Consider the following 24,781-nt stretch of genomic DNA (forward strand, 5'->3'; position numbering starts at 1 on the left):
CGTGGCAACCTCAACCGCAGTGAAGTTTTTCCATTCCGACATGCCCGGCGCCCCAGTCCTTTCAGGGACCGCCGGCGCGGCGATTACGCTGCTCGACGCCTGCCTCGTGGACGGGTGGGGCCTCGTCACGCTCGACACCCTCACGGTGGCGGGGGGCGTAGCGACCGGCACCGTCGCGCTCGGGCACCTTTTCCCGCTGCGCTCGGTCGTGAAAATCGACGGCGCGACGCCGGCCGCCCTGAATGGCGAGCAGCGCATCACGTCGGCGACGGCGAACAGCTTCACGTTCGACGTGGACGGCGTGGCGGATGGCACCGCGACCGGGACGATCACCGTAAAGCTCGCGCCGCTCGGCTTCGAAAAAGCGTTCTCGGCGGGAAACATGGCCGCCTACCGGCAGATTGTGCCCGGATCGTCCGGTTTCTATTTGCGCGTCAACGACAACGCGCCCGGGGCGGCGGGAGCGCGCGAAGCCTATACGTTCGGTTGCGAGGAAATGGCGACGCTCGACAGCTACACGTCGCAGTTCCCATTCCCGACGCAGCGCGCGGACGGGATCGTTCTTCGCAAGAGCAACATGCTGGACGGCACCGCGCGCCGCTGGATGCTGATCGGGGACGATCGCGCGTTCTATTTCATTCCGGTGGACAATACGACGGCGGGTTCTCGCGGGGAAGTCTTCTTTTTCGGGGATGTCGCCAGCTACAAGCAGGGCGATTTGTACTCCTGCGCGATCGGTGGCCGGCAAACCGCCGGAGGGACAACTTCTTCCGAAAAGCCGGGCGTCAAAAATGCCTTTGCCCGAACTCAAGTCTACAACTTGGCTATCAACTACGACACCGATAGTCACCCCACTTCAAGCCCGTGGGAGCAAACGTCAGACAGTAACGCGCCGGTATGCCGATATCTTTCCCGGGACGTCGCGGGCTTGAACACATCGCCGCCGGCCTGTTGCATCTCAGCCGCCCCAGCTAAAGCGTACCAAAGCTCCGCTTACGCATTCGCTATTGGGTTCGGCTGCGGGATGGTGTTCCCGAACCCGGCAGACGGGGGTTTGTACCTCGCCCCCTGCATGGTTCTCTCGGGCCGCGGGCTCCGCGGATTATGGCCGGGGATGTACGACACGCTGCACCCTGCGGCTACATTCCAGGATCGGAGCGTTTTCGAGAACGCCGCGGGGATGGACGGTCGCGCCGTCGTGTTCGCCGCGCTTTCCTTTGCAGTATCTTCAGCGGAGTACGGTGCGGGCGCGTTTTTCGACATCACCGGCCCGTGGAGGTAAGCAGGCGTGAGCGACGAAATTCCGATGCTTTCGCCGATGCCGTTCAGGGTGCGTCATGGACGGTACGGCCCGCCGACCCTTGACCGCCGCGTCCGCCTCGTCGGCCCCGTCCCCCCACCCGCGAGCCTCCCGATTGGTCCCGGACGGGTGGCCGGTACCGTGCGCAAGAAAGGCGAGCCGAACGTTCCCATTGCCCGTCGCGTGCGTTTGATGCTGAACGACGCGCTCGACAACGCTGCCCCGGCCGCGCTCGAAACGTGGAGCGACCCGGCAACGGGCGAATACGAATTCTCCGGGGTTTCGCTCGGCGTCGCCTTCGCGGTCTGCTCGTTTGACCACACCGGCGAACACAACGCCGTGATTGCGGCGCCCGTGTTCGCGGAGCCGCTGCCGTGACGGTCGAAATCTCCGCCGCCCTCGCCGCTGGCCGCCTCGAGGGCACCGCGGCCGTGCTGAACGCCGTCGCCCCGAGCGCCGCCGTCCTGTTCTACGCCGCGACTGCGACCTCGGTATTCGGCGACACTCCGGCCGAGCCGCACCTCGTCGCCGTCCAGCTCGCCAACCCGCTCGGCACCGTTGGCGACCCCGCGCCGGATCTCGGCATCACGCCCGCGCCGCTGGCCGTGCTCGCGCTCACCGTCGAGCCCGCGCCCGAGGCGCAGGTGACGACGACCGGCACGATCGCCTGGGCGCGGATCGTCGACGGCGCCGGCGCCGAGCACCTCCGCTGCGCGGTCGGCGAGGCCGGTTCGGGCGCCCCGATCGAAGTCGACGCGCTCACCGTCTATGCCGGCGGCTACGTGCGCATCGTCAGCGGCATTTTCTATTGATGAGCGCGGTGGCCTCGCCCGAGCTGCTGTTCGCCGATCCGCCGCCCGCGGACGGCAAGCTGCTGTTCGGCGCGACGGCCGCAGCCGCCCCCCGGTCGCCCGCCGATCTCGTCTTCGACGCCCCGCCGCCGACGAACGCGAACCTGCTGTTCGGCGGCACCGGCGATGATCCCCCCGCGCCCGCGCTCGTCACCGCGACGCTTGCCGTCGGCCTGCCGCCGCTGCGGCTCGCCGCCCGCGTCGCGCGGGTGCGACGGATCACGCTGGCCGTGCCGCTGCCGGCGCTGCAGCTGCGCGCGGCCGCGCAATGGGACAGCCGCACCGAACGGCCGCTCGCGCACCACGTCGTCGCGCCGCACAGCCCAGCCGAGCGCGCGCCGACTCCCGCCGTGCGCGCACCGCATGACCAGGCCGCGCTGCTCGCCGTCGGCGTAGCCGTACGACACGAGGACGGCGCCGCGGCCGGGCAGCACGCCGCATTGCGCCATCGCGACGCCGGGCAGGCGCGCACCGCGACGACGTCCCGTCATGCCGACGCGAGCCCGGTCCGCGCGCAGCGTGCTGCCCCGCAGCAGGACGCGATCCACGCCCGCCGCCCCATCCTCGCGCGCCATCGTGAGGCCACCGGCCTGCGCCTCCACCGCTCGGCGCAGCACCAGGACGCGCTGCGCCTGCGCGGCAGCGCCGCGACTCGCTTTGCTGCCGCGCGCGCGAGCGGCGCATGGCAACACACGACGCACGGCCCTGCGCTCATCGCCGGGCGCTGGCTCGCGACCGAGCACCAGGACGCCCGCCGTCCGCCGCCGGGGCGTTACGTCGTCGTCCCGCCCGTCGAACCGCCGCCGCCGCCGTTCGCGGCCGACCCGCATCTGCTGTTCTGCCAGCCGTTCCCGGCAAGCGCCGATCTGCTGTTCGGCTGGGTCTGTGGCAGCACGCCCGGCGCCGGCCCCGTCGTCATCCCCATCCAGGAGTGCTATGTCGTGATCAACAGTTTCTCGCTCGTGCGCGCCGACACCGGCGAGCCCGTCGACGTGCAGGATTTCAATGCCTCGCTCGACACCGACTCCTGGGGCTGGGGCTGGTCCGCGAGCCTGCATGCGGATCTGATGCCGCTCGTGCGCTCGCCCGCGCTCGGCGACCACGTCGAGCTCGTCGCGACCCTCAACGGCACGCCGCTGCGCCTCGTCGTCGAGCGCATCGCGCGCGATCGGCGCTTTGGCGAAGCGTGGCTGAAAGTCAGCGGGCGAGGGCGCGCCGCGTGGCTCGCCGACCCGCACTCGCCCGTCGCCACGCGCTACAACACCGAAGCCCGCACCGCGCAGCAGCTCCTCAGCGACGCGCTGACCGTCAATAACGTCCCGATCGGCTGGGCGCTCGACTGGCGCGTCACCGACTGGCTCGTGCCTGCAGGCAGCTGGAGCCACACCGGCACCTACATCGACGCCGCGACCCGCATTGCCGAGTCCGCCGGCGCCTACGTCCAGGCCCACAACACCGACCAGACACTGATCATCCTGCCGCGCTACCCGGTCGCCCCGTGGAACTGGCCCGGCGAGACGCCCGACATCGACCTGCCCGAAGACGTCTGCGAAGTCGAAGGGATCGAATGGCAGGACAAGCCCGACTACAACGCCGTCTGGATCAGCGGCGCCGCCGCCGGCCGCCGCGACCGCATCCGCCGCGCCGGCACAGCCGCCGACCGCAGCGCGCCCACGATCGTCGACCCGCTCGCCACCGCACCCGAGATGACCCTGCAGCGCGGCCGCGCCGCCCTCGGCGACACCGGCCGCCAGGCGCACATCACGCTGCGCCTGCCCGTGCTGCCTGAGACCGGCATCATCCAGCCCGGCAAGCTGGTGCGCTACACCGAATCCGGCACCCCCCGCATCGGCCTCACGCGCGGCGTCCAGCTTGAGCAGCGCTTCCCCGAACTGTGGCAAACCATCCGCCTCGAGACCCACGAACATGAACCCGTATAAACGCCTCCTGCGCCTCATCCCCGGCCAACCGCTCGACGCCGGCCAGGTCACCGCCATCACCGAAGACGGCGTCACCGTGCAGCTCGTCGACGGCGCAACGATCCGCGCGCGTGGCGAAGCGGCGGTGGGGGAGCATGTGTATGTGCGGGGCGGGGTCGTCGAAGGGCCGGCGCCGGCGTTGGTGGGGGTGGATCAGGAGGTGTAACGGCTTTGCCGAGTACGCATAGACCGCAGCAGTTCCAAGGCAAAAACGAAAAGACCGCCTAAGCGGTCTTTTCGTTGAAGAAGCGAGATGCCTGATTAAACTGGCCGTCGATCTTTAGCGGCAATCAGCTGGAAGGTGCTTGGCCTCGCCGGCAGTGGATGCGCACGCCCAAGTGATGGGGTCTTCCGGAGTAGCTTGCGTCGGCGTCAAGGTAAACGCCGGTTCCACCGTTGCGCCCGTACCTTCCGTACCACCCATCGTTACAGTGATTATACCGGTGCCCGCTCCGATCGCGATGGAGTCCACGTAACGAGTGCCGGCAGCCGGAAAGGTAAATCCGGTGTTAGTTGCGGTAATGTCAGCGAGACCTCCAAGCGATGAAGCAGTTTCAGCGACGGCAGTCTTCGCGCCGCCTGCCAAGGTGAAGCCCTCGCTAACCTTAGTCCGAATCGTATAGTCTTGATACGCCGGCAACGCGACCGCAGCCAGAATGCCGATGATCGCGACGACGATCATCAGTTCGATTAGCGTAAAACCTTGTTGTGCCTTTTTCATAACAACTCCCTTATGGTTGGACTCGGACACCAGATCGCTTGCTCCGGTGCCACTGACCCTCTCTATGCAATGACCATGCCATCAGATAATCACTGGCACTCGCGCCGCTGACCTGTCGATTGGCCTGCGTTTGGCACAGGGGGGTGTGCCAATCCACCCCATTTGGCACACCCCCCTGTGCCAGGCACAAACCCGGGCGCTCGGCGCGCTCCCCCATTAAACTACGCGCACCAGCATTCCCCGCCGGACATCCCATGCCTTTCATCAGCCTAAACACTGCAGTTTCGCTCACCGGCCTGAGCAAGCGCACTCTGTGGCGGCGCATCGCCGACGGCGTGCTGCATGCCGAGCAGGCCGGCGAGCCGGGAGAACAGACCCGCGTCGGCGTGGACGATCTCCTGCCGCTGTCGCCCCTGCAGCTCGAGCCCGACGACCGGGCGTTGATCCTCGAAGCCGACGGCGGTAACCCGGAGGCGCAGTGCGACCTCGCATTGCTGTTCCTCGCCCAGGAGCAACCCGCCGAGGCAGTGCGCTGGCTACAGGCCTCCGCCGCGCAGTTCTACCCCGAAGGAATGCACTGGCTCGGCCGCTGCTGCATCAGCGGCACCGGCACGGCACCGAACGAACAAACCGGTACCGCCTGGATCGCCAAAGCCGCCCGCCACGGCCACGCGAGAGCCGGCCACATGATCCGCTACCTGCAAGACCCCGCCCGGCCATCCCAAACCCCGGCAGCGCTGGAAGCAAGACTCGACACCATCGAGCGCGAAATCGTGCTCAAAGTGCTGGAGGACACTGCAAGCAGGGCCTGACCCTGCGCTACGAATTCTTCGCCGGCGAGACCGGTGGCGAGGAAGCCGGAAAGGAACGGCAGCGGCTACCGCCCCCGATCTCCCAAACCGCGCATCAGCCCACCCGTAGAGTTCTGGCGCAGATCGTCGTCGTCCGGCCGATCGACGTCTTCCCAGTCATCCATGACCGGCTCGGCGTGGGGGAATGACGCAATCTCATCGAGCGTGTATTTGTACCGGCTCGTCGACCACTTCTGCATGGTCACGTCGAACTGCCGGCAGGCGTAAACTCTGATCGTCTTCATTGGTTGAAAGTGATCGAGCACATGATCTGAGGATAGCGGGCGATGGTGTAACGGCAGTGCCTTACACCGAATTTGCACCTAAATCTGATGAAACGGCGTAACTGCGCCACTTCTCAATGCTCACACGGAGCATCGACATTACATATTGGGCCATGGGCTGTGGAGTCTGGGTAAACAGGAATGGTAAGACCATGAAGGATACCGCAAGGCTGTATCGCGTTGCTCCTCCGGAACCACCGTGCCCCACCTCGCGACGAAGCAGAAGCGGCGGTGTCGAACTCCTGGTCCCTTCTGCCGGGGCGTGAACCGGTCGCGAACACAACGAGGCGCACGCATGGCCGAGGACCGTAGCATCGGGAGTGCCGGTGGAAGCTGGCCGGGGCGCCGTCCCGGCCGGATTCTGACGATGACGCTGCTCGCCGCGGCGCTCGTGACGCTCGCGACGTGGGTCGTGTGGGTACAGCAATCCGAAGAATATCAGCGCGACATCGCCGGCCAGTTCGAGTCCGAAGCCGGGGAAATCGCGGTGCGCATCCACGAACGGTTTCTCGCATACCGCCTCGTGTTGCACGGCGGGCGCAGCCTGTTCGAGGTGATGGACACGGTCGATCGCCGGACATGGCATGAATACGTCGGCTCGCTGAAGCTGGGAAAGGAAATTCCTGGCGTTCAGGGTCTCGGCTTCGCGCTCTGGCTGGAGCCCGGAGAGCTCGAACGCCACATCGACGCGCTGCACGCCGAAGGGTTCGACGGCTATCGTGTGTGGCCGGAAGGGCCGCGCGGCGGCTATTCGAGCATCGTCATGCTCGAGCCGCTCGACTGGCGCAACCAGCGCGCCCTGGGCTACGACATGTACTCCGAACCGGTGCGCCGCGAGGCGATGGACCGCGCGCTGCGCACCGGCAGCGCTGCGATGTCGGGCAAGACCACCCTGGTCCAGGAAACGACCGCCGACGTCCAGGCGGGCGTGCTGATCTACACGCCGGTGTTCGTGAGAGGCATGCCGACCGCGAGCGAAGACGAGCGGCGGCGGGCGCTGCACGGCTGGGTATATATGCCGTTCCGCATGACGAATCTGATGCAGGGCATGCTCGGACCCCATTCGGAAGGCGTGCGCCTGAGGGTCTTCGACCAGAATGAACGCCCGAAATCCCTGCTGTATGACAGCCATCCGGGCCGCGTTGCCGGCGAGCAGCCCGAATTCGCGAGCGTCAAGCACCTCACGCTGGCTGGTCGCACGTGGCTGGTGAGGCTCGAGGCGCTGCCGGGTTATGCGTCGCGGTTCGATGTGCGGGGTGCCGAACTGGCTGCGATCGGCATGGTCGGGTTGCTGTTCGTCATGACGACATGGTTTTTCGCGCTGACCCGCGAGCGTGCGAGAGCGCTCGCGGGCATGACGGCGTCGCTGCTGCACAGCGAACGCCGGTACAGCACGCTCGTGAACGTGGCGCAGGAGGGGATTGCGGCTACCGATGAGGAATTTCGCCTGACTTTCGTGAACCCCAGCCTCGCGGAGATCCTCGGACGCAGCGAAGCGGAATTGCTTGGCCGGCCGCTCGACGAGTTATGGCGAGGCGGCAAGGCCGAGACGCGCGAAGAGATCCTCGCGCGACTGGCCAGGGGGCAGGGCAGACGCTACGAGACGGATCTCGTGCGCGGCGACGGGCAGCTCCTGAGCGCTTTGGTGTCCGACGCGCCGCTCACCCACGCCGAAGGCGGGTTGAGGGGCGCGATCGTCGTGCTGCTCGACATCACCGAGCGCAAGGACGTCGAGCGGCGCATCGCCCACCTGGCCACGCACGACGTGCTGACCGGCATTCCGAACCGCCTGATGTTCAGCGAGCAGCTGACGCATGCGGTGGACCAGGCGAAGCGCTATGGCCACCGCTTCGCGCTGCTGTTCGTCGATCTCGATCGCTTCAAGCGCGTCAACGACGAGCTCGGCCACCACGCCGGCGATCAGCTGCTGCGCGATGCGGTCAGCCGGATGCAGCACGCGGTCCGCTCGAGCGACATGCTCGGGCGGCGCGGCGGCGACGAATTCGTCGTGCTGCTGCCGGAGATCGAATCCGACCACGACGCGGAGGTGGTCGCCGAGAAGATCCGCGTGGCGCTGGAGCAGCCTTTCGTCGTCGACGGGCAACAGGCGAGCATCTCGTCGAGCATCGGCATTGCGCTGTATCCCGACCACGGCACCGACGAGGATGCGTTGATGCGGCGGGCCGACGAGGCGATGTACCGCGCCAAGAGCGAAGGGCGCAACCGCTTCGGTTACTGACGCGGTGAGTTCAGCCGACCAGCTCGTCGAGGTTGATATCGGCGATCAGGTCGTTCGAAAGTCGCTCGAGATCGGCCTTGAGCGCGTCGGCATCGACATGCTCGCCGGCCTTCAGCTCCGCTTCGGCATGGAACAGCGTCTCGGACGACATCGGCGCGGTCGACGTGCGGGTGACGAGTTTTTCGACGTTGACGCCGTGGCGCGCGAACACTTGCGAGACTTCACGAACGATACCGATGCGGTCGTGCCCGACGAGGCTGAACGACAGCCGACGATGGCGATGCGGCGCCTCGGCCGCGCTGTCCATCGAACATTCCACCATCACGCGCAGCGCCGAGAGTTTCGCCAGCGCGGTTTCGAGCGCCTGCACGTGTTCGGGGGGCACGCTGATCTTGAGCAGGCCCGCGAACTTGCCGGCGAGCTGGGCCATCGACGATTCGAGCCAGTTGCCGTGATGGGCGGTAATGACCGACGAGAGCTCTTCGACGAGCCCGGGGCGATCGTCGCCGATCACCGTGAGAACGAGTAGTCTGGACACGCATGCACCTCCGTCGGGTCGTGGGAAGGGAAAAGGGCTCTGCGCCGTGCGAGAGCCCGGTCCGGGAATTCTATCCTTCCGGGCGCGCGGCGCGCGCGCATCGCGCGGACCGAAGACGGGGGTGCGGGGCTTGCCGTGCGGGTTCAGTCCACTTCGATCGTCGCGATGATTTCACCCTCGTCGATCGGATCGCCTTCCTCGACGCGCACGTCGATGAGGGTTCCGGAATACGGGCTGGGAATGTCGAGCGCGACCTTGCCCGTTTCGAGCACGATCAGCGTCTCGTCCGTGCCGATTTCTTCGCCGTTGCGCACCAGCACGCTCTGTACGAACACTTCGCCGGTTCGGCACGAGCCGCAGCTGTCCCAGCATTCCGGATATTTCGGCATGCGGATTTCGACTATGCGGCTCAACGTCGGTCCCTCTTGTTACGCGACGACCCTGCGCGAGGTGCGCACGGCGAAGCGCGGGGGACGAGACCGCGGACCATTGACGTGAGGCAGCTGTCGCGCGACACACGGGCGACAGCTGCCGGGGTGCAAGGCATCATCGGACTTCCAGGAAGAGAAAGCGCGGAAGTCTACTCCTCCCGGCTTCACTTCTCGACGAAGGCGCGCTCGATCACGTAGTCGCCGGGCTCGCCGATATGGCGCGAGATCCTGAAGCCGCGCGCATCGAGCATCGCGCAGCTGTCCTTGAGCATCGCCGGGCTGCCGCAGATCATCACGCGGTCGTGCTGCGGGTCGAGCGGCGGCAGGCCGATGTCGTCGAACAGCTTGCCGGTTTCGATGAGGTCCGTCAGGCGCCCCTGGTTGACGAACGGCTCGCGCGTGACGGTCGGGTAATAGATCAGCTTGTTGCGCGCGTCCTCGCCGAAGAACTCGTTGTCCGCGAGTTCCCGCGTGATGAAGTCGCGGTAGGCGAGTTCCGAAACGGTGCGCACGCCATGGATCAGCACGACGTGCTCGAAGCGCTCGTATGTATGCGGATCCTGCATCAGGCTCAGGAACGGGGCGAGGCCGGTGCCGGTCGCGAGCAGGTACAGGCGCTTGCCGGGCTTCAGGTCGTGCAGCACGAGCGTGCCGGTCGGCTTCTTGCTGACGACGATCGGATCGCCTTCCTTGAGGTGCTGCAGCCGCGACGTCAGCGGCCCGTTCGGCACCTTGATGCTGAAGAATTCGAGATGCTCCTCGTAGTTCGGGCTCGCGATGCTGTACGCGCGCGTCAGCGGCCGGCCGTCCACTTCGAGGCCGATCATCACGAACTGGCCATTCTCGAAGCGCAGGCCGCGGTCGCGCGTCGTGCGGAAGCTGAACAGCGAGTCGTTCCAGTGGTGGACGCTCAGGACGCGTTCGACAGCGAGATTGCTCATGGCCTTGCCTTTTAATGAGTTGAAAGCTGGAAGGATTCGTCGATTGCAATTCTAGGATGGGCGTAATATCTACTGAACGGGTAATTCAGATATTCGTTAGAGGCATTTCCGATATGCGCTACACCTTGCGGCAGCTCGCGATCTTTGTCGCCGTCGCGCGCCACGGCAGCATTTCACGCGCTGCCGAGGCCCTTTCGATGTCGCAATCGGCGGCGAGCAGCGGACTCGCGGAGCTCGAGCGCCAGTTCGACGTGCAGCTGTTCGATCGCGTCGGCAAGTCGGTCCGCTTGAACGAGCTCGGCGAACGGCTGCTGCCGCGCGCGGTGGAGTTCCTCGATCGTGCCGAGGACATCGAGGCGCTGCTGCGCGGGCAGACCGGCTATGGAACACTGGACGTCGGCGCGACGCTGACGATCGGCAACTACCTCGCGACGTTGATCGTCGCCGAATTTCTCCAGCGGCACCGCGACAGCCGCATCCGTCTCGGCGTTCACAACACGGCCACGATCATCCAGCAGGTCGCGAGCTTCGAACTCGATCTGGGGTTGATCGAAGGCAAATGCCAGCACGCCGAACTCGAGGTCGTGCCGTGGCTCGAAGATGAACTGGTGGTGTTCTGCGCACCGACGCATCCGCTCGCCGGGCGGGTCGGTGCCGGCGAGGAAGACTTGCTGGAGCAGCCGTGGATTTTGCGCGAGATCGGTTCGGGCACGCGCGAAACCTTCGATCAGGCGATGCGCCACGTCGAAGGGCGATTCGACGTCCGACTCGAACTCGAGCATACCGAAGCAATCAAGCGGGCCGTCGAATCGGGCCTCGGTGTCGGCTGCATTTCGCGGCTGGCGCTGCGCGAAGCGTTCCGGCGCGGCAGTCTGGTGCCGGTCGAGACGCCGTGGCTGGACCTGCGGCGGCGCTTCCATTTCCTGTGGCATCGGCAGAAGTTCCGCACGCCGGGGATGCAGGCTTTTCTCGAACTGTGTCGCGAGATGACCGCGGGCGCGCAGCGCAGCGACGAGATCGCGTTGAGTTACATTCGCTGACCGTGGCGCGTGGAATGCCGTGCCAAGGTGAAAGCGGGACTTGCCGCAGCGCGACGCGTGCGCCCGCGCAGCGAGGAGCGCGACAAGCCGGATTCGCGCGGTCGACCAGCGCCACCGGCGCGGCAGGCGGCTGATGCGGAGGGACGAGGATGATTCGGAACCTGATTCGGCCGGGCTGCCGGGCGGCCGTCCTTGCGGCGGCGCTCGTCAGCGGCGTGCCCACCGGCGTTGCCGCCGCTGGCGGGCCGCCTGCTGAAACACTTCATGCGGCCGGTGAGGAGGCGGTGCTCGATTACGAAGCGCTCGCCAGCCGGCTCGCTGCCGCAGATGTCATCTATCTCGGCGAACAGCACGGCAACCCGCATCATCACGCCGCACAGCTGAAAGTCGTGAGCGACCTCGTCGCCGCCGGCCGCCGTCCGGCACTCGCGTTCGAGGTCGTCAGCGTCGCGCAGACCAGCGAGTTGATGAGCTTCGTGTCGCTGCCGCAGGTCGCCGCGCACGACAAGGCCGCCGTGCGACGACTGCGGGACGAACTCGGCTGGCAGACTGGCACCGAATGGCGCGACTACGGTCCGCTGCTCGAATTCGCGCGCGCCCATCGGCTGCGGGTCGCCGGGATCGACCTTCCGCAGAGCCTGCGCCGCCGCATCAGCCGTGTCGGCATCGAAGGGCTCAACGCCGTCGAGCGCACCCAGTTTCCCGACAGCCGGCTCATCGATCCGGCCTATCAGCAGCTGATGCACGAGCGGCTGAACGCGGCGCACTGCGGCTTCGCCTCGCCCGAGCTCGTGGCGCGCCTGTACGCGACCTGGCTGGCCCGCAACGACACGATGACGATGGCAGTGACCGCGCTTGCCGCCGAACAGCCCCTTGAACCGGTGGTCGTGATTCTCGGGCTCGGCCACGTCGAGAACAACATGGGCGTCTATGAACGGGTCGCCCAGCGCGCGCCGACGCTGCGTCAGCTCAATATCGGCTTCCGCGCCCGCTCTCCGGAGCTGCGCCTTGCAGATGAACTCGCGCCGCTCGACCGCTTCGGCAAACAGTTTGCGGCGGCGCACGAGATCCTGTGGGTGACGCCGCCGGTGGCTGCACCGCAGGGAACGCCTTGCGCGGGGCTGGAGCTGCGCATGAAAAAAATGGAGAAGTGATTTCCGGTGTCGCTGCCGTCGTTACCGGAAATCGACCGCTTCGGCCCGTTACCTTCGCTGTCGCGAGAACAGGTAACGGGGGTTCCGAGACCGCTCAGCCGCGCGCGCGCATCGTCTCGACTTCGACGATCGGCGCCGGGCTCGCTTCCGTGATCGGCGTGACGCTCGCCGAAGGCCGGGTTTCGGGCGCCGGCTCGATCGTCGCCGCCGGGCGTTCGGGCATGTACGAAGCGACCTGACAGGCGATCGCGGCGAGGTAGGGGATGCACTGCAACGCGAGGATGCCGACCCACAGCTGCGCTTCGAGGTCCTGTGCGCCGCGCAACCACACCAGCACCACGGCGCCGAGAATCAGGGCGACGAGCAGTCCGATTTCCTCGCGGATCGGCGAGAAGAATGCGAGCGTCCCCTTGTCCTTCCACCCCTTCGGCGTGCGCACGAATTCCCCGCGCCGCTTGACCAGACCCGCGAACACCCCGCGGGCGATCGCGTGCGCCATGCCGACCGACAGGATCGATGCGCCGAGGATGTCCTTCCACGGCGCATCCATCGTGCGCCGGTACAGGATCGGTCCGAGGCCGCCCTTGAACGCCATGAACGCGAGGATCGGCAGCGCCAGCGCCGACACCGGCAGGCCGAACTCCTGGGGCATGTACAGCATGCCGATCGTCCACGCTAGGCTCGCGAAAACGAACACGAGCTGCAGCGCATCCCCCAGCCACGCGAACCATCCGGTGAGGAAATGGTAGCGTTGCGCGAGGTTCAGCCGGCTCGGGCCGAGCATCGCGGGCAGGTGATGCTTGAGGATCTGCATTGCGCCGAAGGCCCAGCGGAAGCGCTGGCTCTTGATCGCGGCGAAGTCCGACGGCGTCAGGCCGCGGCCGAGGACGTGGTCGACGTAGCGCGTGTCGTAGCCTTTTTCGATCAGGCGCAGCCCGAGTTCGGTGTCCTCGCAGATGCACCATTCCGACCAGCCACCGACTTCCTCGAGCGCGAGGCGGCGCACCAGCGTCATCGTGCCGTGCTGGATCAGCGCGTTGCGCTCGTTGCGGTGATGCATGCCGATGCGGAAGAAGCCGTCGAACTCCCAGTTGCACATGCGGCGGAACGGCTGGGTTTCCCAGTCGCGGTGCGCCTGCGGCGCCTGCACGACGGCGACGTCGGCGGCATCGAAGTGCGGAATCAGACAGGACAGCCAGTCGGGGGAGACGACATAGTCCGCGTCGACGACGCCCACGACTTCGGCGCGCGGGTCGGTTTGCTTGAGGCCGAAGTTCAGCGCCCCGGCCTTGAATCCCGGCCAGTTGTCGAGGTGGAAGAAGCGGAAGCGCGGGCCGAGCTCGGCGCAGCGTGCTTCGAGCGGCTTCCACAGCGCCTCGTCCTTCGTGTTGTTGTCGAGCACCAGCACTTCGAAATTGCCGTACTCCATAGCCGCGAGGCTGTCGATCGTCGCGATCACCATCTCCGGCGGCTCGTTGCAGCAGGCCAGATGGATCGACACGAACGGTTCGCGTTCGGTCGCAAGCGGCGTGAGCGGCAGGAAGCGGCGCTTCCAGCGTCGCTTGAAGAGCACCTCGCCGAATTCGAAACCGTGCGACAGCAGCACCGCGATCGTCAACACGGTCGCGCCGATCAGCATCATCAGCCCGACCAGGTCGCGCTTCGTCAGGTAGTAATCGGCCGGCACGTTCGCACCGATCACCAGCGTCACCGCACAGGCCTGGATCAGCGCCGAGAGCCACAGCCGTCCGAGGATGCTCCAGTCGCGCAGCAGGAAACAGATCAGGAACATCGGCACGAGCGCGATCAGCGCGGCCATTCGCGCCTTCTCGTGCCAGCGGATGTCCTGCACGACAAGGCCTTCGAGCGGGAACTTCGCCTGACGCTCGGCGTTGAACATGCCCCAGTAGGCACCGGCCCAGCCTTCGAGCTGAATCTTCCACGGCTGGTCGATCGCTTCCATGATGAAGTAGTCGAGCGCCGGGCTGCGCGGATGGGCGAGGAACTCGCGGATGAACCGAGCCTCGTTTTCCACCGACGGCACCGAGGTCGTTTCCTCCGCGCCGAAACTGTTCATCACCGGACCGCGGCTCGGCCAGCCGACTTCACCGATGACGATCTTCTTTCGCGGGAACGCTTTCACCAGTTCGTCGTAGCGCATCATCACGTATTCGACCGCGGATTCGACCGGCACCCCTTCGTGGTAGGGCAGCAGGTGGACAGTGATGAAATCGACGCTTTTCGCCAGTTCCGGGTTCTTCAGCCACACGTGCCACGGCTCGGCCGTCGATACCGGGACTTTCAGCCGTCGCAGCGCCTTGCGCGTCTTGTCGAGATAGGCGGAAAGCTCGGCGACGCTCAGGTCGCCGCGCAGCAGCACTTCGTTGCCGACGATCACGCGCTCGATGTGTCGCATCTGGCGTGCGGACTCGACCAGCGCGTCGATCTCGCGCTCGTTGGCTTGCGGGTCCGGTGACAGCCACGCGCCGGCCGTGACGCTCAGCCGGCGATCCCCCGCCAGCCGCGCGATCGCCGGAACTTCCGTGCTGCCGTAGGTGCGGATGCGCTCGCCCGTCTGCGCGAGCAGGTCGAGGTCGGCGCCGATTTCGGCTTCGGTCGGATAAGTCCCTTTCAGCGGGCTCTGGTCACGCTGGAAAGGGCTGTAGGCATAACCACGAATACTGTTGCCGGCGCCGATGAACTCGGTGCCGCGGTTCCACCGCTCCGCGACGAGGTATTGGGCGCCGGCGACCAGGCCGGCAAGAATCAACGCTACGATCAGACGGTAAATCAGCGAAGCGGCGTATTTCATTAAAATCGGGATCCCCACAGGGGGTTGATCGATCGCCGCGGCCCGTCATTCCTCGCCATGCTTCGGAATTGCGGTATGACGCAGCGCAAAAATCAATCCTGGCCGGGCTTGTGACACAATTCACCAGCTCGACCGCAACTGATGCGGCGCGAAGTTTATTCGTTTTTTCAGTTGCTTAGCAAAGTTTCCCTGTGTGCAATTTGCAACAGGAAGTAGGCCCGAAGGCGGATGCTTGATTTGTAAGGGAAAAGGGAGTTGAGGAAAAATAATTTGCGTCAATACGATCGAAGCCGTATTTCGCTGGTCGCCGCGAGCGCGGTGCTTCTCGCAGCAGTGCTTGGGGTGCGCTACGGATTGCTCGAAGCGGGCGCCTTCCCGCTCGACTGCAGCGGGGCGCTTGGCGAAGGGGTCGGAGCGCGGTGCGCGACAAAATGGCTGCTCGTGCAGTCCTTCCTCGACCAGCGCCTGGGCTGGCTGAGCCTCGTGTGTGGCGTTGCGGCTTTCGTGCTGCGCCATCGCCCGCTCGCGTGGGGAGGGTGGTTCAGCGGTCTGGCCGGGCTCGTGCTGTACAGCTTCGACCCCTCGGCCGTCGGCGCGCTGCTGTCGCTACTGGTCCTCGCGCGCGGCGGCCGGCAAGGTCGGTGCGGCAAGGAGAAGGCCGGTGACGAGCCAGACGGCGGCCTGCGGGTTCAGCGGCTCGGATAGCCAGCGGCCGACGACGGACACGGCGATCACCGCTGCGCACAGGCGCTCCTCGGTCGCGTGGCGGCTGTTCGCGAACCACCCGACGACGCCGAGCGTCAGCGCCGGCACGATGAACAGCAGCGACGGGAAGTCCCGGTAGCGCGGATCGACGAACAGCAGCAATGCGCCGACCGCGGCCGCGAACAGCAGCACGACGCGCAGCAGTCCGAGGCCCGTCGACGCATCGAGCGACGCAAAGCGACCTCGCAGCCACGCGCTCCATGCCGACGCGCCGGAACGTATTCCGCTTTCCGGCGACCAGCGCGCGAGAGTCAGGGGCACGAGCATGCCGACGGCGAAGACGGCGCCGAGCAACGTCCATTCGAATCCGTTCCGATATGCGAGCTCGGCGTGTTCCCAGTGCAGGACGGCGACTGCGCCGGCCACCGCTCCCATCGCCGCGACGGCAGCGAGTTGCAGCGGCGAGCGCCTCTGTGGGCGCCCCCCGGCCGCTACAGCGAGGCACAGCAGCACGCCGAGCGCGGCGCCGAGTGCCGGCGCGACGAAACTGTCGCGTGCGGCGACCGGTCCGGCGAGCGGAAACTTTGGGGCCAGGTCCGCATCGAGCACGCCCCAGTAGCCGCCGACGGTGCCTTCGAGGCGGCGCTTCCACGGCTGGTCGATGGCTTCGATGAGGTTGTAGTCCCAGCCCCTGTCATGCGCGCGGTGGATGAATTCGCGGATGTAACGGGCCTGATTGACCGGCGACGGCAGCGACGCTTCGCGCTGGCGCCCGGCGCTCGGCCAGCCCGTTTCGCCGATCATCACCGGCTTGTCGAAGTGTTCGCGGACCTCTTCGAAAACCGTCGCGACGTGCGTCACGGCGTGCTCGATCGCGACCGGATCGTCCTCCCAGAACGGCAGGATGTGAACCGTCACGCGGTCGACCGCGCCCGCGAGACTCGCATGCTTGAGCCAGAATTCCCACACGTCCGCGTACGTCACCGGCACTTCGGTGCGGGCGCCGGCGTACGCGATCAGCTCCCGCAGTTCGTCTTCGGTGCGCTCGCGGCGCAACAGCACCTCGTTGCCGACGATCAGCATGCGCACGACGTCGGCGTTGTCGTTGGCGATGCGGATCGCACGGTCGAGCTCGATCGCGCTGCGCTTGCGGTCGGCGCTGATCCACGCGCCGAGCAGCACCCCGAGCCCGAGTTCGCGTGCAACCTCCGGCACCTGCTCCAGCCCCTGGGCGACCGAATAGAGGCGCACGCATTCGGTCATGCGCGACAGCGCGGTCAGATCGGCGACGATCTGCGCACGCGAAATCAGCAGCGTCTCGTCGTATGGCGTCTGGCCGGGAAGGCGATACGGCGCATAGGACACGCACTTGAGCCGTTCGCCGTCCGCCAGCTGCAGGTCATGCATCGGCACCGGCTGCATCTGGCGGGCGACCAGCACGGCGAGGCCTGCCAGCGCCACGACGTGAACGAGCAGCAGGGCGAGCCAGGGAATGAAGGACCAGCGCGGCGGGCGAAAGTAGGGCATGTCGAGAATGAAACGTCGGGCCGATGCATGAAAAAAAGCCACGCCTGGCGTGGCGTGGCTTCCCGGCGAAGGACGGCGATTCTAGCTCGCGTAGTCCTCCATCGGCACGCACGCGCAGAAAAGATTGCGGTCGCCATAGACATCGTCGATGCGGTTGACGCTCGGCCAGAACTTGTTTTCGGCGACCCAAGGCAGCGGGAAAACCGCTTGTTCGCGGCTGTACGGGCGGCTCCATTCCGCACCCTCGGCAGCGATGAAATCCGCCTGCGTGTGCGGCGCGTTCTTCAGCGGGTTGTCTTCCGCCGGCCACGCGCCGTTCTCGACTTCGCGGATCTCGTTGCGGATCGCGATCATCGCCGCGATGAAACGATCGAGCTCGCCGAGATCCTCGGATTCGGTCGGCTCGATCATGATCGTGCCGGCGACCGGGAACGACATCGTCGGTGCGTGGAAGCCGTAGTCCATCAGCCGCTTGGCGATGTCGACTTCGCTGATGCCGGTGTTCGCCTTGATCGGGCGGATGTCGAGGATGCACTCGTGCGCGACGCGACCCTGCGAGCCGGTGTAGAGCACCGGGTAGTGCTCGGCGAGGCGGTTCGCGACGTAGTTCGCGTTGAGGATCGCGACTTCGGTCGCGTGCTTGAGCCCGGCCGCGCCCATCATCGCGATGTACATCCACGAGATCGGCAGGATGCTCGCCGAGCCGAACGGCGCGGCGCTGACCGCACCCTGGCCTCGGTTCGGGCGCGTCTCGTCGCCGGTCGCCGCGACGACGTGGTCGGCCATGAACGGCGCGAGGTGGGCGGCGAGCCCGATCGGCCCCATGCCCGGTCCGCCGCCGCCGTGCGGGATGCAGAAAGTCTTGTGCAGGTTCATGTGACTGACGTCGGCGCCGATCGTCGCGGGCGAAGTCAGGCCGACCTGTGCGTTGAGGTTCGCCCCGTCCATATACACTTGGCCGCCGTGGCGATGGACGCTCGCGCAAATCTCGCGGATCGATTCCTCGAACACGCCGTGCGTCGACGGGTACGTGATCATCAGCGCGGCGAGCCGGTCGGCATGCTGGGCGACTTTCGCCTCGAGGTCGGCGAGGTCCACATTGCCGCGTTCGTCGCACCCGACGACGACCACGTCCATGCCGCACATCTGCGCGGTCGCCGGGTTCGTGCCGTGCGCCGACTTCGGGATCAGGCACACGCGCCGGTGCGTGTCGCCGCGGCTGTCGTGGTAGCGGCGGATCGCGACGAGACCGGCGTATTCGCCCTGCGCGCCGGAGTTCGGCTGCATCGAGATCGCGGCAAAACCGGTGACCGCTTTCAGGTAGTCGGCGAGGCCGTCGATCATCTCGAGATAGCCCTGCGCCTGCTCGCGCGGCGCGAACGGATGCAGGTTCGCGAACTCCGGCCACGTGACCGGCATCATTTCGCTCGTCGCGTTGAGCTTCATCGTGCACGAGCCGAGCGAGATCATCGAATGATCGAGCGCGAGGTCGCGATTCTGAAGTTTCTTCAGGTAGCGCAGCATCTCGTGCTCGGTGTGGTGCGTGTTGAACACCGGGTGGGCGAGGATCGCGTCGTCGCGCAGCAGCGCCGCGGGAATGGCCCCGCCCGCGTCCGCGACACGCGCGTCGAGCGCGACGACATCGGTGCTGGCGCCGAAGAGCGACAGCAGCCGCGCGACGTCGTCGGCGGTCGTCGTCTCATCGACCGACAGGCCGAGGACGGCACCGGCGGTGTGCCGCAGGTTGTAGCCCGCCGCGTCGCACGCCGCGAGCAGATCGGCGGTCCGCCCGCCGGTCTCGAGTTGCAAGGTGTCGAAGAACGCATTCGAGAGGACGCGGAATCCCGCGCTCCGCAGGCCTTCGGCAAGGATCGCCGCAAGGCGGTGGATGCGCGCCGCTATTGTGCGCAGTCCCTCGGGGCCGTGATAGACGGCGTAGAAACCAGCCATGTTCGCGAGCAGCACCTGCGACGTGCAGATGTTGGAATTCGCCTTCTCGCGACGGATGTGCTGTTCGCGCGTCTGCAGCGTCATGCGCAGCGCCGTCTTGCCGCGCACGTCTTTCGACACGCCGATGATGCGCCCCGGCATTGCGCGCACGTTCGCTTCGCGCGTCGCGAAGAACGCCGCGTGCGGGCCGCCGAAGCCCATCGGCACGCCGAAGCGCTGCGCCGAGCCGAGCGCGATGTCCGCGCCCATCGCACCCGGCGACTTCAGCAGCACCAGCGCCATCAGGTCGGAAGCGACCGCGACGATGGCGCCTTTCGCTTTCAGCGCGGCGATCGTGCCGCTGAGGTCGACGACTTCGCCGCGCTCGTTCGGATACTGCAGCAAGGCGCCGAAAGCGTCCGCGTTCGCGGCGTCCTGCGCCGGACCGAGCTTCAGCTCGAAGCCGAACAGTTCGGCGCGCGTGCGCACCACGTCGATCGTCTGCGGGAAGCATGCTTCATCGACATAGAAGACGTTCGATTTCGACTTCGCGACGCGCCGCGCCATCGTCATCGCTTCGGCTGCCGCCGTCGCCTCGTCGAGCAGCGACGCGTTCGCGAGCTCGAGCCCGGTCAGGTCGATGACCATCTGCTGGTAGTTCAGCAGCGCTTCGAGCCGGCCCTGCGCGATCTCGGCCTGGTACGGCGTGTAGGCGGTGTACCAGCCGGGGTTTTCCATGACGTTGCGCAGGATCACTGCCGGCGTGTGCGTGCCGTAGTAGCCCATGCCGATCAGCGATTTCCTGATGACGTTCTTCGCCGCGATCGCGCGCAGGTCGGCGAGCGCTTCGTGCTCGGGCTTCGGCCCTTCGAGCGGCAGCGGCGCAGCGAGCCGGATCGCCGGCGGCACGGTCTGGTCGATCAGCGTATCGAGGTCGGGCGCGCCGACGGCGGCAAGCATCGTGGCGATTTCGGCCGCGTTGGGACCGACGTGGCGGCCGATGAACGCGTCGCGTTGTTCAAGCTGCGAGAGCGGCGCGTTCAGCGCGGCGGTGGGGGAGGCGTTCGGCATGGCAGGTGACTCGACTGGATGTTCCGGGACCGCCGCAGCGGCCCCGAGGGAATGCGGCTGAGGCGGGATCAGGCGTTGGCGATGACGGCTTCGTAGCCGGCGGCGTCGAGCAGCTTGCCGAGGTCGGACACGCCGTCCGGCTTGATCTTGAACAGCCAGGTCGCATAGGCGTCGGCGTTCACCGATTCGGGCGCGTCGACCGCGTCCTGGTTCGATTCGACGACTTCCCCGGAAATCGGGGCGTAGATGTCGGAGGCGGCCTTGACGGACTCGATCACCGCGCAGGCCTCGCCGGCGGCGAGCGTGCGGCCCACATCGGGCAGTTCGAGGAACACCACGTCGCCGAGGGCTTCCTGGGCGTGATCGGTGACGCCGACCACCACGATGCCGTCGGCGTCGACGCTGATCCACTCGTGGGACCGGGTGTATTTCAGATTGGTGGGAACGTTGCTCATGGGAGGCTCCACGGGTAAGGGTTTTAGGCGCAGGACACAGTGTCCGACGCCGTTTGCAGCGCGTAAGAAAATGGCGTGCCTTGAGGGAATTGGTTCAGACGGGAACGGGTTCAGACGAGCGCCTTGCCGTTGCGCACGAACGGCAGCTTGACCGTGTGCGCCTTCAGGCGACGACCGCGGATGTCGACTTCGACCGCCTCGCCCGGCCCGACGCCGAGCGGCAGGCGGGCGAAGGCGATCGATTTTTCGAGCGACGGCGAGAAGCTGCCGCTGGTGGTTTCGCCTTCGCCGGCGGCGGTGAATACTTTCATGTGCGCGCGCAAAACGCCTTTGTCCTCGAGGACCAGGCCGAGCACGGTGCGGCGGGCGGGGTTCGCGACGAGCGCGGCGCGACCGACGAAATCGCGCGCTTCGTCTTTCAGGTCGACGGTCCAGGCGAGGCCGGCGTCGAGCGGCGAAACCGTCTCGTCCATGTCCTGCCCGTACAGGTTCATGCCGGCTTCGAGGCGCAGCGTGTCGCGTGCGCCGAGCCCGCAGGGCTTGACGCCCGCCGCGGCAAGCGCGTTCCAGACCGCTTCGGCGCGCGCGCCCGGCAGCGTGATTTCGAAACCGTCCTCGCCGGTATAGCCGGTGCGCGCGATCAGCAGGTCGCCGACCCGGGCCGCCGAAAACGGCTTCAGGCTTTCGCTCGCGGCGCGCACGTCGGGCAGCGCCGCCCAGGTCTTGTTGCGTGCGTTCGGCCCTTGCACCGCGATCATCGCCAGGTCGCGGCGGCTCTCAAGCGTGACGTTCGCGCCGGTCGCGGCGATGCGCTGGCGCATCCACGCGACGTCCTTGTCGGCCGTGCCGGCATTGACGACGATGCGGTACGAAGTCGGGGAGAAATAATAGACGATCAGGTCGTCGATGACGCCGCCGTCAGGATTGAGCATGCAGCTGTACAGCGCCTTGCCCGGCTCATGCAGCTTGGCCACGTCGTTTGCGAGCAGGCTGCGCAGCCACGTCGTCGCGTCCGGGCCTTCGAGGTCGAGGCCGAGCATGTGCGAGACATCGAACATTCCCGCGTCGCGGCGCACGGCGTGGTGTTCCTCGATCTGCGAGCCGTAATTCACCGGCATGTCCCAGCCGGCGAAATCGACCATGCGGGCGCCGGCGGCGACATGAACGGCGTGAAGCGGGGTGTGTTTGGCCACGGGAGGCTCCTTGGGGTGACACCGGTTCGGTTACGAAGGTCGAAATGCAAAACGGGGCGAGGCCCGTCCAAGCGAGCGTCGCCCCATCTGTCCCTTGTACCTGAGAGATTCCGGCTGCTGCCGGGTGCCCCTTCGGTGGATGCGCCGGTCGGGAACGCTTCGACGTTTCCGGGCCCGCATCGCTCTCCAGAGTTGTGTTCTGTCGGCGGTCCTTTTGCCTGAGCGATTCCTGGGGGGTTACGCCTTCGGCGACTCTCGGAGAGAGTGCTCTCCCGCGCGACGGGCGGACGATATCATTCTGGAACCGGAACTGGCAACGGCAAGCCGAGCCTGTTTGCTATCATCGCGGATCCTCGCGGACTTGCCGCTGTCCGATGACCAGAACCTGCCCGAAAAGGATAGCGATGAACGCCGATCTGCACTGCCATTCCACGATGTCCGACGGCTGGCTCGCGCCCGCGGAGGTCGTGCGGCGCGCGGCGGCCAATGGCGTGACGCTGCTGGCGCTGACCGATCACGATGAGGTCGGCGGTCTCGACGAGGCGATCGCGACTGCGGCCGAAGTCGGGATAAAGCTGGTGCCGGGCGTCGAGATCTCCGTTTCCTTCAGCGGCGAGACAGTGCATGTGGTCGGCCTGGGCATCGATCACCGTCATCCCCGACTGCTTGCCGGACTCGCCGAAGTGCGGGCCGGCCGCGACGGGCGGGCGGTGCGCATCGGCGCGGCGCTCGAAGCGGCAGGCATTCACGGCGCGCTCGAAGGCGCGCGAAAGTTCGCCCGCAACCCCGCGCTCGTGAGCCGCGCGCATTTCGCGCGCCACCTCGTCGCGAGCGGCCTGATGCCTGACGTCGGCACGGTGTTCCGCCACTATCTCGCGCGCGGCAAGCCCGGGTACGTCGAGCACGAATGGGCAACGCTCGAAGACGCGGTGGGCTGGATCCACGCCGCGGGCGGCATTGCGGTCCTCGCCCACCCGGCGCGCTACCGCTTTTCCGAGGCGGAACTCGACACCCTGTTCGACCGCTTCGCGGCATGCGGCGGCGAAGCGGTCGAAGTGGTCTCCGGCGCGCATAGCGACGCGGAAGTGCTCAGGTTCGCGAATGTTGCGCGTCGCCGCAAGCTGCTCGCGTCGCGCGCTTCCGATTTCCACGGCGAAAATGAAAGCCCGGTCGATCTCGGGCGCTGTTCGCCGCTGCCGCCGGATCTCGTGCCGGTATGGTCGCTCCTCGAATCGAAGTCGGAATGAAATCGGGCGGGCCGGGTTCCGTGCGGCCGCCGACGATCAGAATCGAAAAAATCAAGATCAAGAAAAAGAAAAATCCCCATGGCTCAATATTTCGTACTTCATCCCGAGCAGCCTCAACTGCGCCTGATTCGCCAGGCAGCCGAAATCATGCGATCGGGCGGCCTGGTGGCGTTTCCGACCGACTCGGCCTACGCGCTGGGCGGCCTGACCGGTGACGCGAGCGTGCTGCAGCGCATCCGCAAGATCCGCGCGGTGGACGAGCGGCACCATTTCACGCTGATGTGCCGCGACCTGTCGGAGATCGCGACCTATGCGCGAGTCGATAACATGCAGTACCGCTTGCTGAAGGCGACGACTCCGGGGCCTTACACGTTCATCCTCGAAGGCACGAAAGAGCTGCCGCGGCGGGTCCTGCACCCGAAGCGCAAGACGATCGGCCTGAGAGTCCCCGACCATCCGGTGGTCGCCGCGCTGCTCGCCGAACTGGACGAGCCGATCCTGACTTCGACGCTGCTGCTGCCGGGCGAGGATCTGCCGCTGACCGACGCGGAGGACATCCGCGACCGCATGGAAAAACAGGTCGAACTCGTCATCGAAGCGGGTTTCTGCGGGCCGGAAGTGACGACGATCATCGATCTGACGTCCGGCGCTCCGGCGCTCGTCCGCGCGGGGAAGGGCGACCCGTCGCCGTTCGGTCTCGAGGCATAGTGCCCGGTCCCGCCCCCACCCCGACCGCTTTACCCGGTGCACCCGCCCGGAGTTCCGGGCTTCGCCCAAGGGCGGGCACGGCGATGAAGGGCGCGCGACCACGCTCTGCTAGAATGCCTCGTTTTACACCGTGACGTCATGGATTCGCTGATCTCCACCATTGCCATCTGGGCGCTGCCGGTGCTGCTTGCGATCACGCTCCACGAGGCGGCGCACGGATACGTGGCGAGACATTTCGGCGACCCCACCGCGCACCTGGCCGGTCGCATCACGCTGAACCCGTTCAAGCATATCGATCCGGTCGGCACGATCCTCGTCCCGGGCGCGATCCTGACGCTCAGCAGCCTGTTCGGTGGTGCGGGCGTGCTGTTCGGCTGGGCCAAGCCGGTGCCGGTGGATTTCAGCCGCCTGCGCCAGCCCAAGGCGGACATGCTGTGGGTCGCCGCGGCCGGACCGTTCATGAACTTCATGATGGCGATCGGCTGGGCGGTGCTGTTCAAGATTGCGGTGAGCACGCCGCACAGCGGCTACACGATTCCGATGATGAAGATGGCCGACGCGGGCATGCAGATCAACGCGGTGCTGATGTTGCTGAACCTGTTGCCGATTCCGCCGCTCGACGGCGGGCGGATCGCGGTGAGCCTGCTGCCGCACCGGCTGGCGTGGAAATATTCGCGGATCGAGCCGTACGGCTTTCCGATCCTTCTCGTGCTGCTGTTCACCGGGGTGCTCGGACAGTTGCTGTGGCCGATGATGGCCGCTTTCCGGGTCCTTCTTGCGACGCTTTTTGGATTTTAATTACCGA

At 66.6% G+C, this 24,781-nt stretch carries 23 protein-coding genes, 1 pseudogene and 1 riboswitch; of the genes and pseudogenes, 13 read left to right on the forward strand and 11 right to left on the reverse strand.

The window, feature by feature from the left end; all coding sequences use genetic code 11:
- Position 1: 1 nt before the first annotated feature.
- The 5 genes from PA01_18980 to PA01_12870 are packed head-to-tail and all read left to right on the forward strand — an operon-like array spanning position 2 to position 4,296.
- Positions 2-1,282, forward strand: a complete 1,281-nt coding sequence (locus PA01_18980) for a hypothetical protein (GenBank protein ID KAI5912317.1) — start codon at positions 2-4, stop codon at positions 1,280-1,282.
- A 6-nt stretch (positions 1,283-1,288) separates the two neighbouring features.
- Entirely contained in the window at positions 1,289-1,678 is a 390-nt protein-coding gene (locus PA01_12855; GenBank protein ID KAI5912318.1) for a hypothetical protein, read from the forward strand.
- Complete coding sequence (locus PA01_12860; protein ID KON79420.1) at positions 1,675-2,112, forward strand: hypothetical protein; 438 nt, start codon at positions 1,675-1,677, stop codon at positions 2,110-2,112. The genes PA01_12855 and PA01_12860 overlap by 4 nt, the downstream gene beginning before the upstream one ends.
- Positions 2,112-4,091, forward strand: a complete 1,980-nt coding sequence (locus PA01_12865) for a hypothetical protein (protein KAI5912319.1) — start codon at positions 2,112-2,114, stop codon at positions 4,089-4,091. Before PA01_12860 ends, PA01_12865 begins: the two co-directional genes overlap by 1 nt.
- Entirely contained in the window at positions 4,078-4,296 is a 219-nt protein-coding gene (locus PA01_12870; protein KON79421.1) for a hypothetical protein, read from the forward strand. The genes PA01_12865 and PA01_12870 overlap by 14 nt, the downstream gene beginning before the upstream one ends.
- Before the next feature lie 114 nt (positions 4,297-4,410).
- Here PA01_12870 and PA01_12875 read toward each other — a convergent pair whose 3' ends face one another.
- Both PA01_12875 and PA01_18985 read right to left on the reverse strand, forming a co-directional pair.
- Positions 4,411-4,746, reverse strand: a complete 336-nt coding sequence (locus PA01_12875; GenBank protein ID KON79422.2) for a pilin — start codon at positions 4,744-4,746, stop codon at positions 4,411-4,413.
- Positions 4,729-4,851, reverse strand: a pseudogene (locus PA01_18985) (prepilin-type N-terminal cleavage/methylation domain-containing protein). Before PA01_18985 ends, PA01_12875 begins: the two are co-directional and overlap by 18 nt.
- Before the next feature lie 254 nt (positions 4,852-5,105).
- On the opposite strand from PA01_18985, the gene PA01_12880 reads away from it, so the two are divergent.
- Positions 5,106-5,663, forward strand: a complete 558-nt coding sequence (locus PA01_12880) for a hypothetical protein (GenBank protein KON79423.1) — start codon at positions 5,106-5,108, stop codon at positions 5,661-5,663.
- Between the two features lie 65 nt (positions 5,664-5,728).
- Here PA01_12880 and PA01_12885 read toward each other — a convergent pair whose 3' ends face one another.
- Positions 5,729-5,947: a hypothetical protein gene (locus PA01_12885; GenBank protein ID KON79424.1), complete on the reverse strand. Its 219-nt coding sequence runs from the start codon at positions 5,945-5,947 to the stop codon at positions 5,729-5,731.
- 334 nt (positions 5,948-6,281) lie between these two features.
- Between PA01_12885 and PA01_12890 the strand changes: the two genes are divergently transcribed.
- Positions 6,282-8,225 carry a CHASE domain-containing protein gene (locus tag PA01_12890; protein KON79425.1) on the forward strand — a complete coding sequence of 648 codons (1,944 nt, stop codon included), beginning with the start codon at positions 6,282-6,284 and terminating at the stop codon, positions 8,223-8,225.
- 10 nt (positions 8,226-8,235) lie between these two features.
- Here the strand turns inward: PA01_12890 and PA01_12895 are convergent, their stop codons facing one another.
- The 3 genes from PA01_12895 to PA01_12905 all read right to left on the reverse strand — a co-directional run bounded on the left by PA01_12895 (position 8,236) and on the right by PA01_12905 (position 10,135).
- Positions 8,236-8,763 (reverse strand): ACT domain-containing protein, encoded by a 528-nt coding sequence (locus PA01_12895; GenBank protein KON79426.1) that lies wholly within the window; start codon positions 8,761-8,763, stop codon positions 8,236-8,238.
- 143 nt (positions 8,764-8,906) lie between these two features.
- Positions 8,907-9,176: a dihydrolipoamide acyltransferase gene (locus tag PA01_12900; protein KON79427.1), complete on the reverse strand. Its 270-nt coding sequence runs from the start codon at positions 9,174-9,176 to the stop codon at positions 8,907-8,909.
- Positions 9,177-9,358: 182 nt separating this feature from the next.
- A complete protein-coding gene (locus PA01_12905; protein KON79428.1) occupies positions 9,359-10,135 on the reverse strand; it encodes a ferredoxin--NADP reductase in 777 nt (258 codons plus the stop codon).
- A gap of 113 nt (positions 10,136-10,248) precedes the next feature.
- On the opposite strand from PA01_12905, the gene PA01_12910 reads away from it, so the two are divergent.
- Positions 10,249-11,175, forward strand: a complete 927-nt coding sequence (locus tag PA01_12910; GenBank protein ID KON79429.1) for a LysR family transcriptional regulator — start codon at positions 10,249-10,251, stop codon at positions 11,173-11,175.
- 149 nt (positions 11,176-11,324) lie between these two features.
- Positions 11,325-12,329: a ChaN family lipoprotein gene (locus PA01_12915; GenBank protein ID KON79430.1), complete on the forward strand. Its 1,005-nt coding sequence runs from the start codon at positions 11,325-11,327 to the stop codon at positions 12,327-12,329.
- 94 nt (positions 12,330-12,423) lie between these two features.
- Here PA01_12915 and PA01_12920 read toward each other — a convergent pair whose 3' ends face one another.
- Positions 12,424-15,141 (reverse strand): glycosyltransferase, encoded by a 2,718-nt coding sequence (locus tag PA01_12920; protein ID KON79431.1) that lies wholly within the window; start codon positions 15,139-15,141, stop codon positions 12,424-12,426.
- A 270-nt stretch (positions 15,142-15,411) separates the two neighbouring features.
- Between PA01_12920 and PA01_12925 the strand changes: the two genes are divergently transcribed.
- On the forward strand, positions 15,412-15,846 hold the full coding sequence (locus PA01_12925) for a hypothetical protein (GenBank protein ID KON79432.1): 435 nt from the start codon (positions 15,412-15,414) through the stop codon (positions 15,844-15,846).
- Here PA01_12925 and PA01_12930 read toward each other — a convergent pair.
- The 4 genes from PA01_12930 to gcvT all read right to left on the reverse strand — a co-directional run bounded on the left by PA01_12930 (position 15,748) and on the right by gcvT (position 22,021).
- Positions 15,748-17,373, reverse strand: coding sequence for a beta-1,6-glucan synthase (locus PA01_12930; protein ID KON80333.2), 1,626 nt, complete (start codon positions 17,371-17,373; stop codon positions 15,748-15,750). The genes PA01_12925 and PA01_12930 overlap by 99 nt on opposite strands.
- 81 nt (positions 17,374-17,454) lie before the next feature.
- The gene (gcvP, locus tag PA01_12935; protein KON79433.1) at positions 17,455-20,373 is read right to left on the reverse strand and encodes an aminomethyl-transferring glycine dehydrogenase; all 2,919 of its coding nucleotides are present in this window, start codon (positions 20,371-20,373) and stop codon (positions 17,455-17,457) included.
- A 68-nt stretch (positions 20,374-20,441) separates the two neighbouring features.
- Positions 20,442-20,828, reverse strand: coding sequence for a glycine cleavage system protein GcvH (gene gcvH, locus PA01_12940; protein ID KON79434.1), 387 nt, complete (start codon positions 20,826-20,828; stop codon positions 20,442-20,444).
- Positions 20,829-20,938: 110 nt separating this feature from the next.
- On the reverse strand, positions 20,939-22,021 hold the full coding sequence (gene gcvT, locus PA01_12945; GenBank protein ID KON80334.2) for a glycine cleavage system aminomethyltransferase GcvT: 1,083 nt from the start codon (positions 22,019-22,021) through the stop codon (positions 20,939-20,941).
- Between the two features lie 197 nt (positions 22,022-22,218).
- Positions 22,219-22,306, reverse strand: a riboswitch (glycine riboswitch).
- Between the two features lie 119 nt (positions 22,307-22,425).
- On the opposite strand from gcvT, the gene PA01_12950 reads away from it, so the two are divergent.
- The 3 genes from PA01_12950 to PA01_12960 all read left to right on the forward strand — a co-directional run bounded on the left by PA01_12950 (position 22,426) and on the right by PA01_12960 (position 24,774).
- On the forward strand, positions 22,426-23,268 hold the full coding sequence (locus PA01_12950; GenBank protein KON79435.2) for a PHP domain-containing protein: 843 nt from the start codon (positions 22,426-22,428) through the stop codon (positions 23,266-23,268).
- A gap of 78 nt (positions 23,269-23,346) precedes the next feature.
- Positions 23,347-23,976 carry an L-threonylcarbamoyladenylate synthase gene (locus tag PA01_12955; GenBank protein ID KON79436.1) on the forward strand — a complete coding sequence of 210 codons (630 nt, stop codon included), beginning with the start codon at positions 23,347-23,349 and terminating at the stop codon, positions 23,974-23,976.
- 138 nt (positions 23,977-24,114) lie between these two features.
- Positions 24,115-24,774 (forward strand): site-2 protease family protein, encoded by a 660-nt coding sequence (locus PA01_12960; GenBank protein KON79437.1) that lies wholly within the window; start codon positions 24,115-24,117, stop codon positions 24,772-24,774.
- Positions 24,775-24,781: the final 7 nt, after the last annotated feature.

This window comes from Azoarcus sp. PA01 (genome assembly GCA_001274695.2).
Taxonomy (GTDB): domain Bacteria; phylum Pseudomonadota; class Gammaproteobacteria; order Burkholderiales; family Rhodocyclaceae; genus Aromatoleum.

Bases quoted from the DNA above. Each gene is read 5' to 3' on its own strand.
- PA01_12865 (KAI5912319.1), top strand. From the start codon at position 2,112: ATGAGCGCGGTGGCCTCGCCCGAGCTGCTGTTCGCCGATCCGCCGCCC.
- PA01_12870 (KON79421.1), top strand. From the start codon at position 4,078: ATGAACCCGTATAAACGCCTCCTGCGCCTCATCCCCGGCCAACCGCTC.
- PA01_12880 (KON79423.1), top strand. From the start codon at position 5,106: ATGCCTTTCATCAGCCTAAACACTGCAGTTTCGCTCACCGGCCTGAGC.
- PA01_12885 (KON79424.1), bottom strand. From the start codon at position 5,947: ATGAAGACGATCAGAGTTTACGCCTGCCGGCAGTTCGACGTGACCATG.
- PA01_12890 (KON79425.1), top strand. From the start codon at position 6,282: ATGGCCGAGGACCGTAGCATCGGGAGTGCCGGTGGAAGCTGGCCGGGG.
- PA01_12905 (KON79428.1), bottom strand. From the start codon at position 10,135: ATGAGCAATCTCGCTGTCGAACGCGTCCTGAGCGTCCACCACTGGAAC.
- PA01_12910 (KON79429.1), top strand. From the start codon at position 10,249: ATGCGCTACACCTTGCGGCAGCTCGCGATCTTTGTCGCCGTCGCGCGC.
- PA01_12915 (KON79430.1), top strand. From the start codon at position 11,325: ATGATTCGGAACCTGATTCGGCCGGGCTGCCGGGCGGCCGTCCTTGCG.
- PA01_12920 (KON79431.1), bottom strand. From the start codon at position 15,141: ATGAAATACGCCGCTTCGCTGATTTACCGTCTGATCGTAGCGTTGATT.
- PA01_12930 (KON80333.2), bottom strand. From the start codon at position 17,373: ATGCCCTACTTTCGCCCGCCGCGCTGGTCCTTCATTCCCTGGCTCGCC.
- gcvP (KON79433.1), bottom strand. From the start codon at position 20,373: ATGCCGAACGCCTCCCCCACCGCCGCGCTGAACGCGCCGCTCTCGCAG.
- gcvH (KON79434.1), bottom strand. From the start codon at position 20,828: ATGAGCAACGTTCCCACCAATCTGAAATACACCCGGTCCCACGAGTGG.
- PA01_12950 (KON79435.2), top strand. From the start codon at position 22,426: ATGAACGCCGATCTGCACTGCCATTCCACGATGTCCGACGGCTGGCTC.
- PA01_12955 (KON79436.1), top strand. From the start codon at position 23,347: ATGGCTCAATATTTCGTACTTCATCCCGAGCAGCCTCAACTGCGCCTG.
- PA01_12960 (KON79437.1), top strand. From the start codon at position 24,115: ATGGATTCGCTGATCTCCACCATTGCCATCTGGGCGCTGCCGGTGCTG.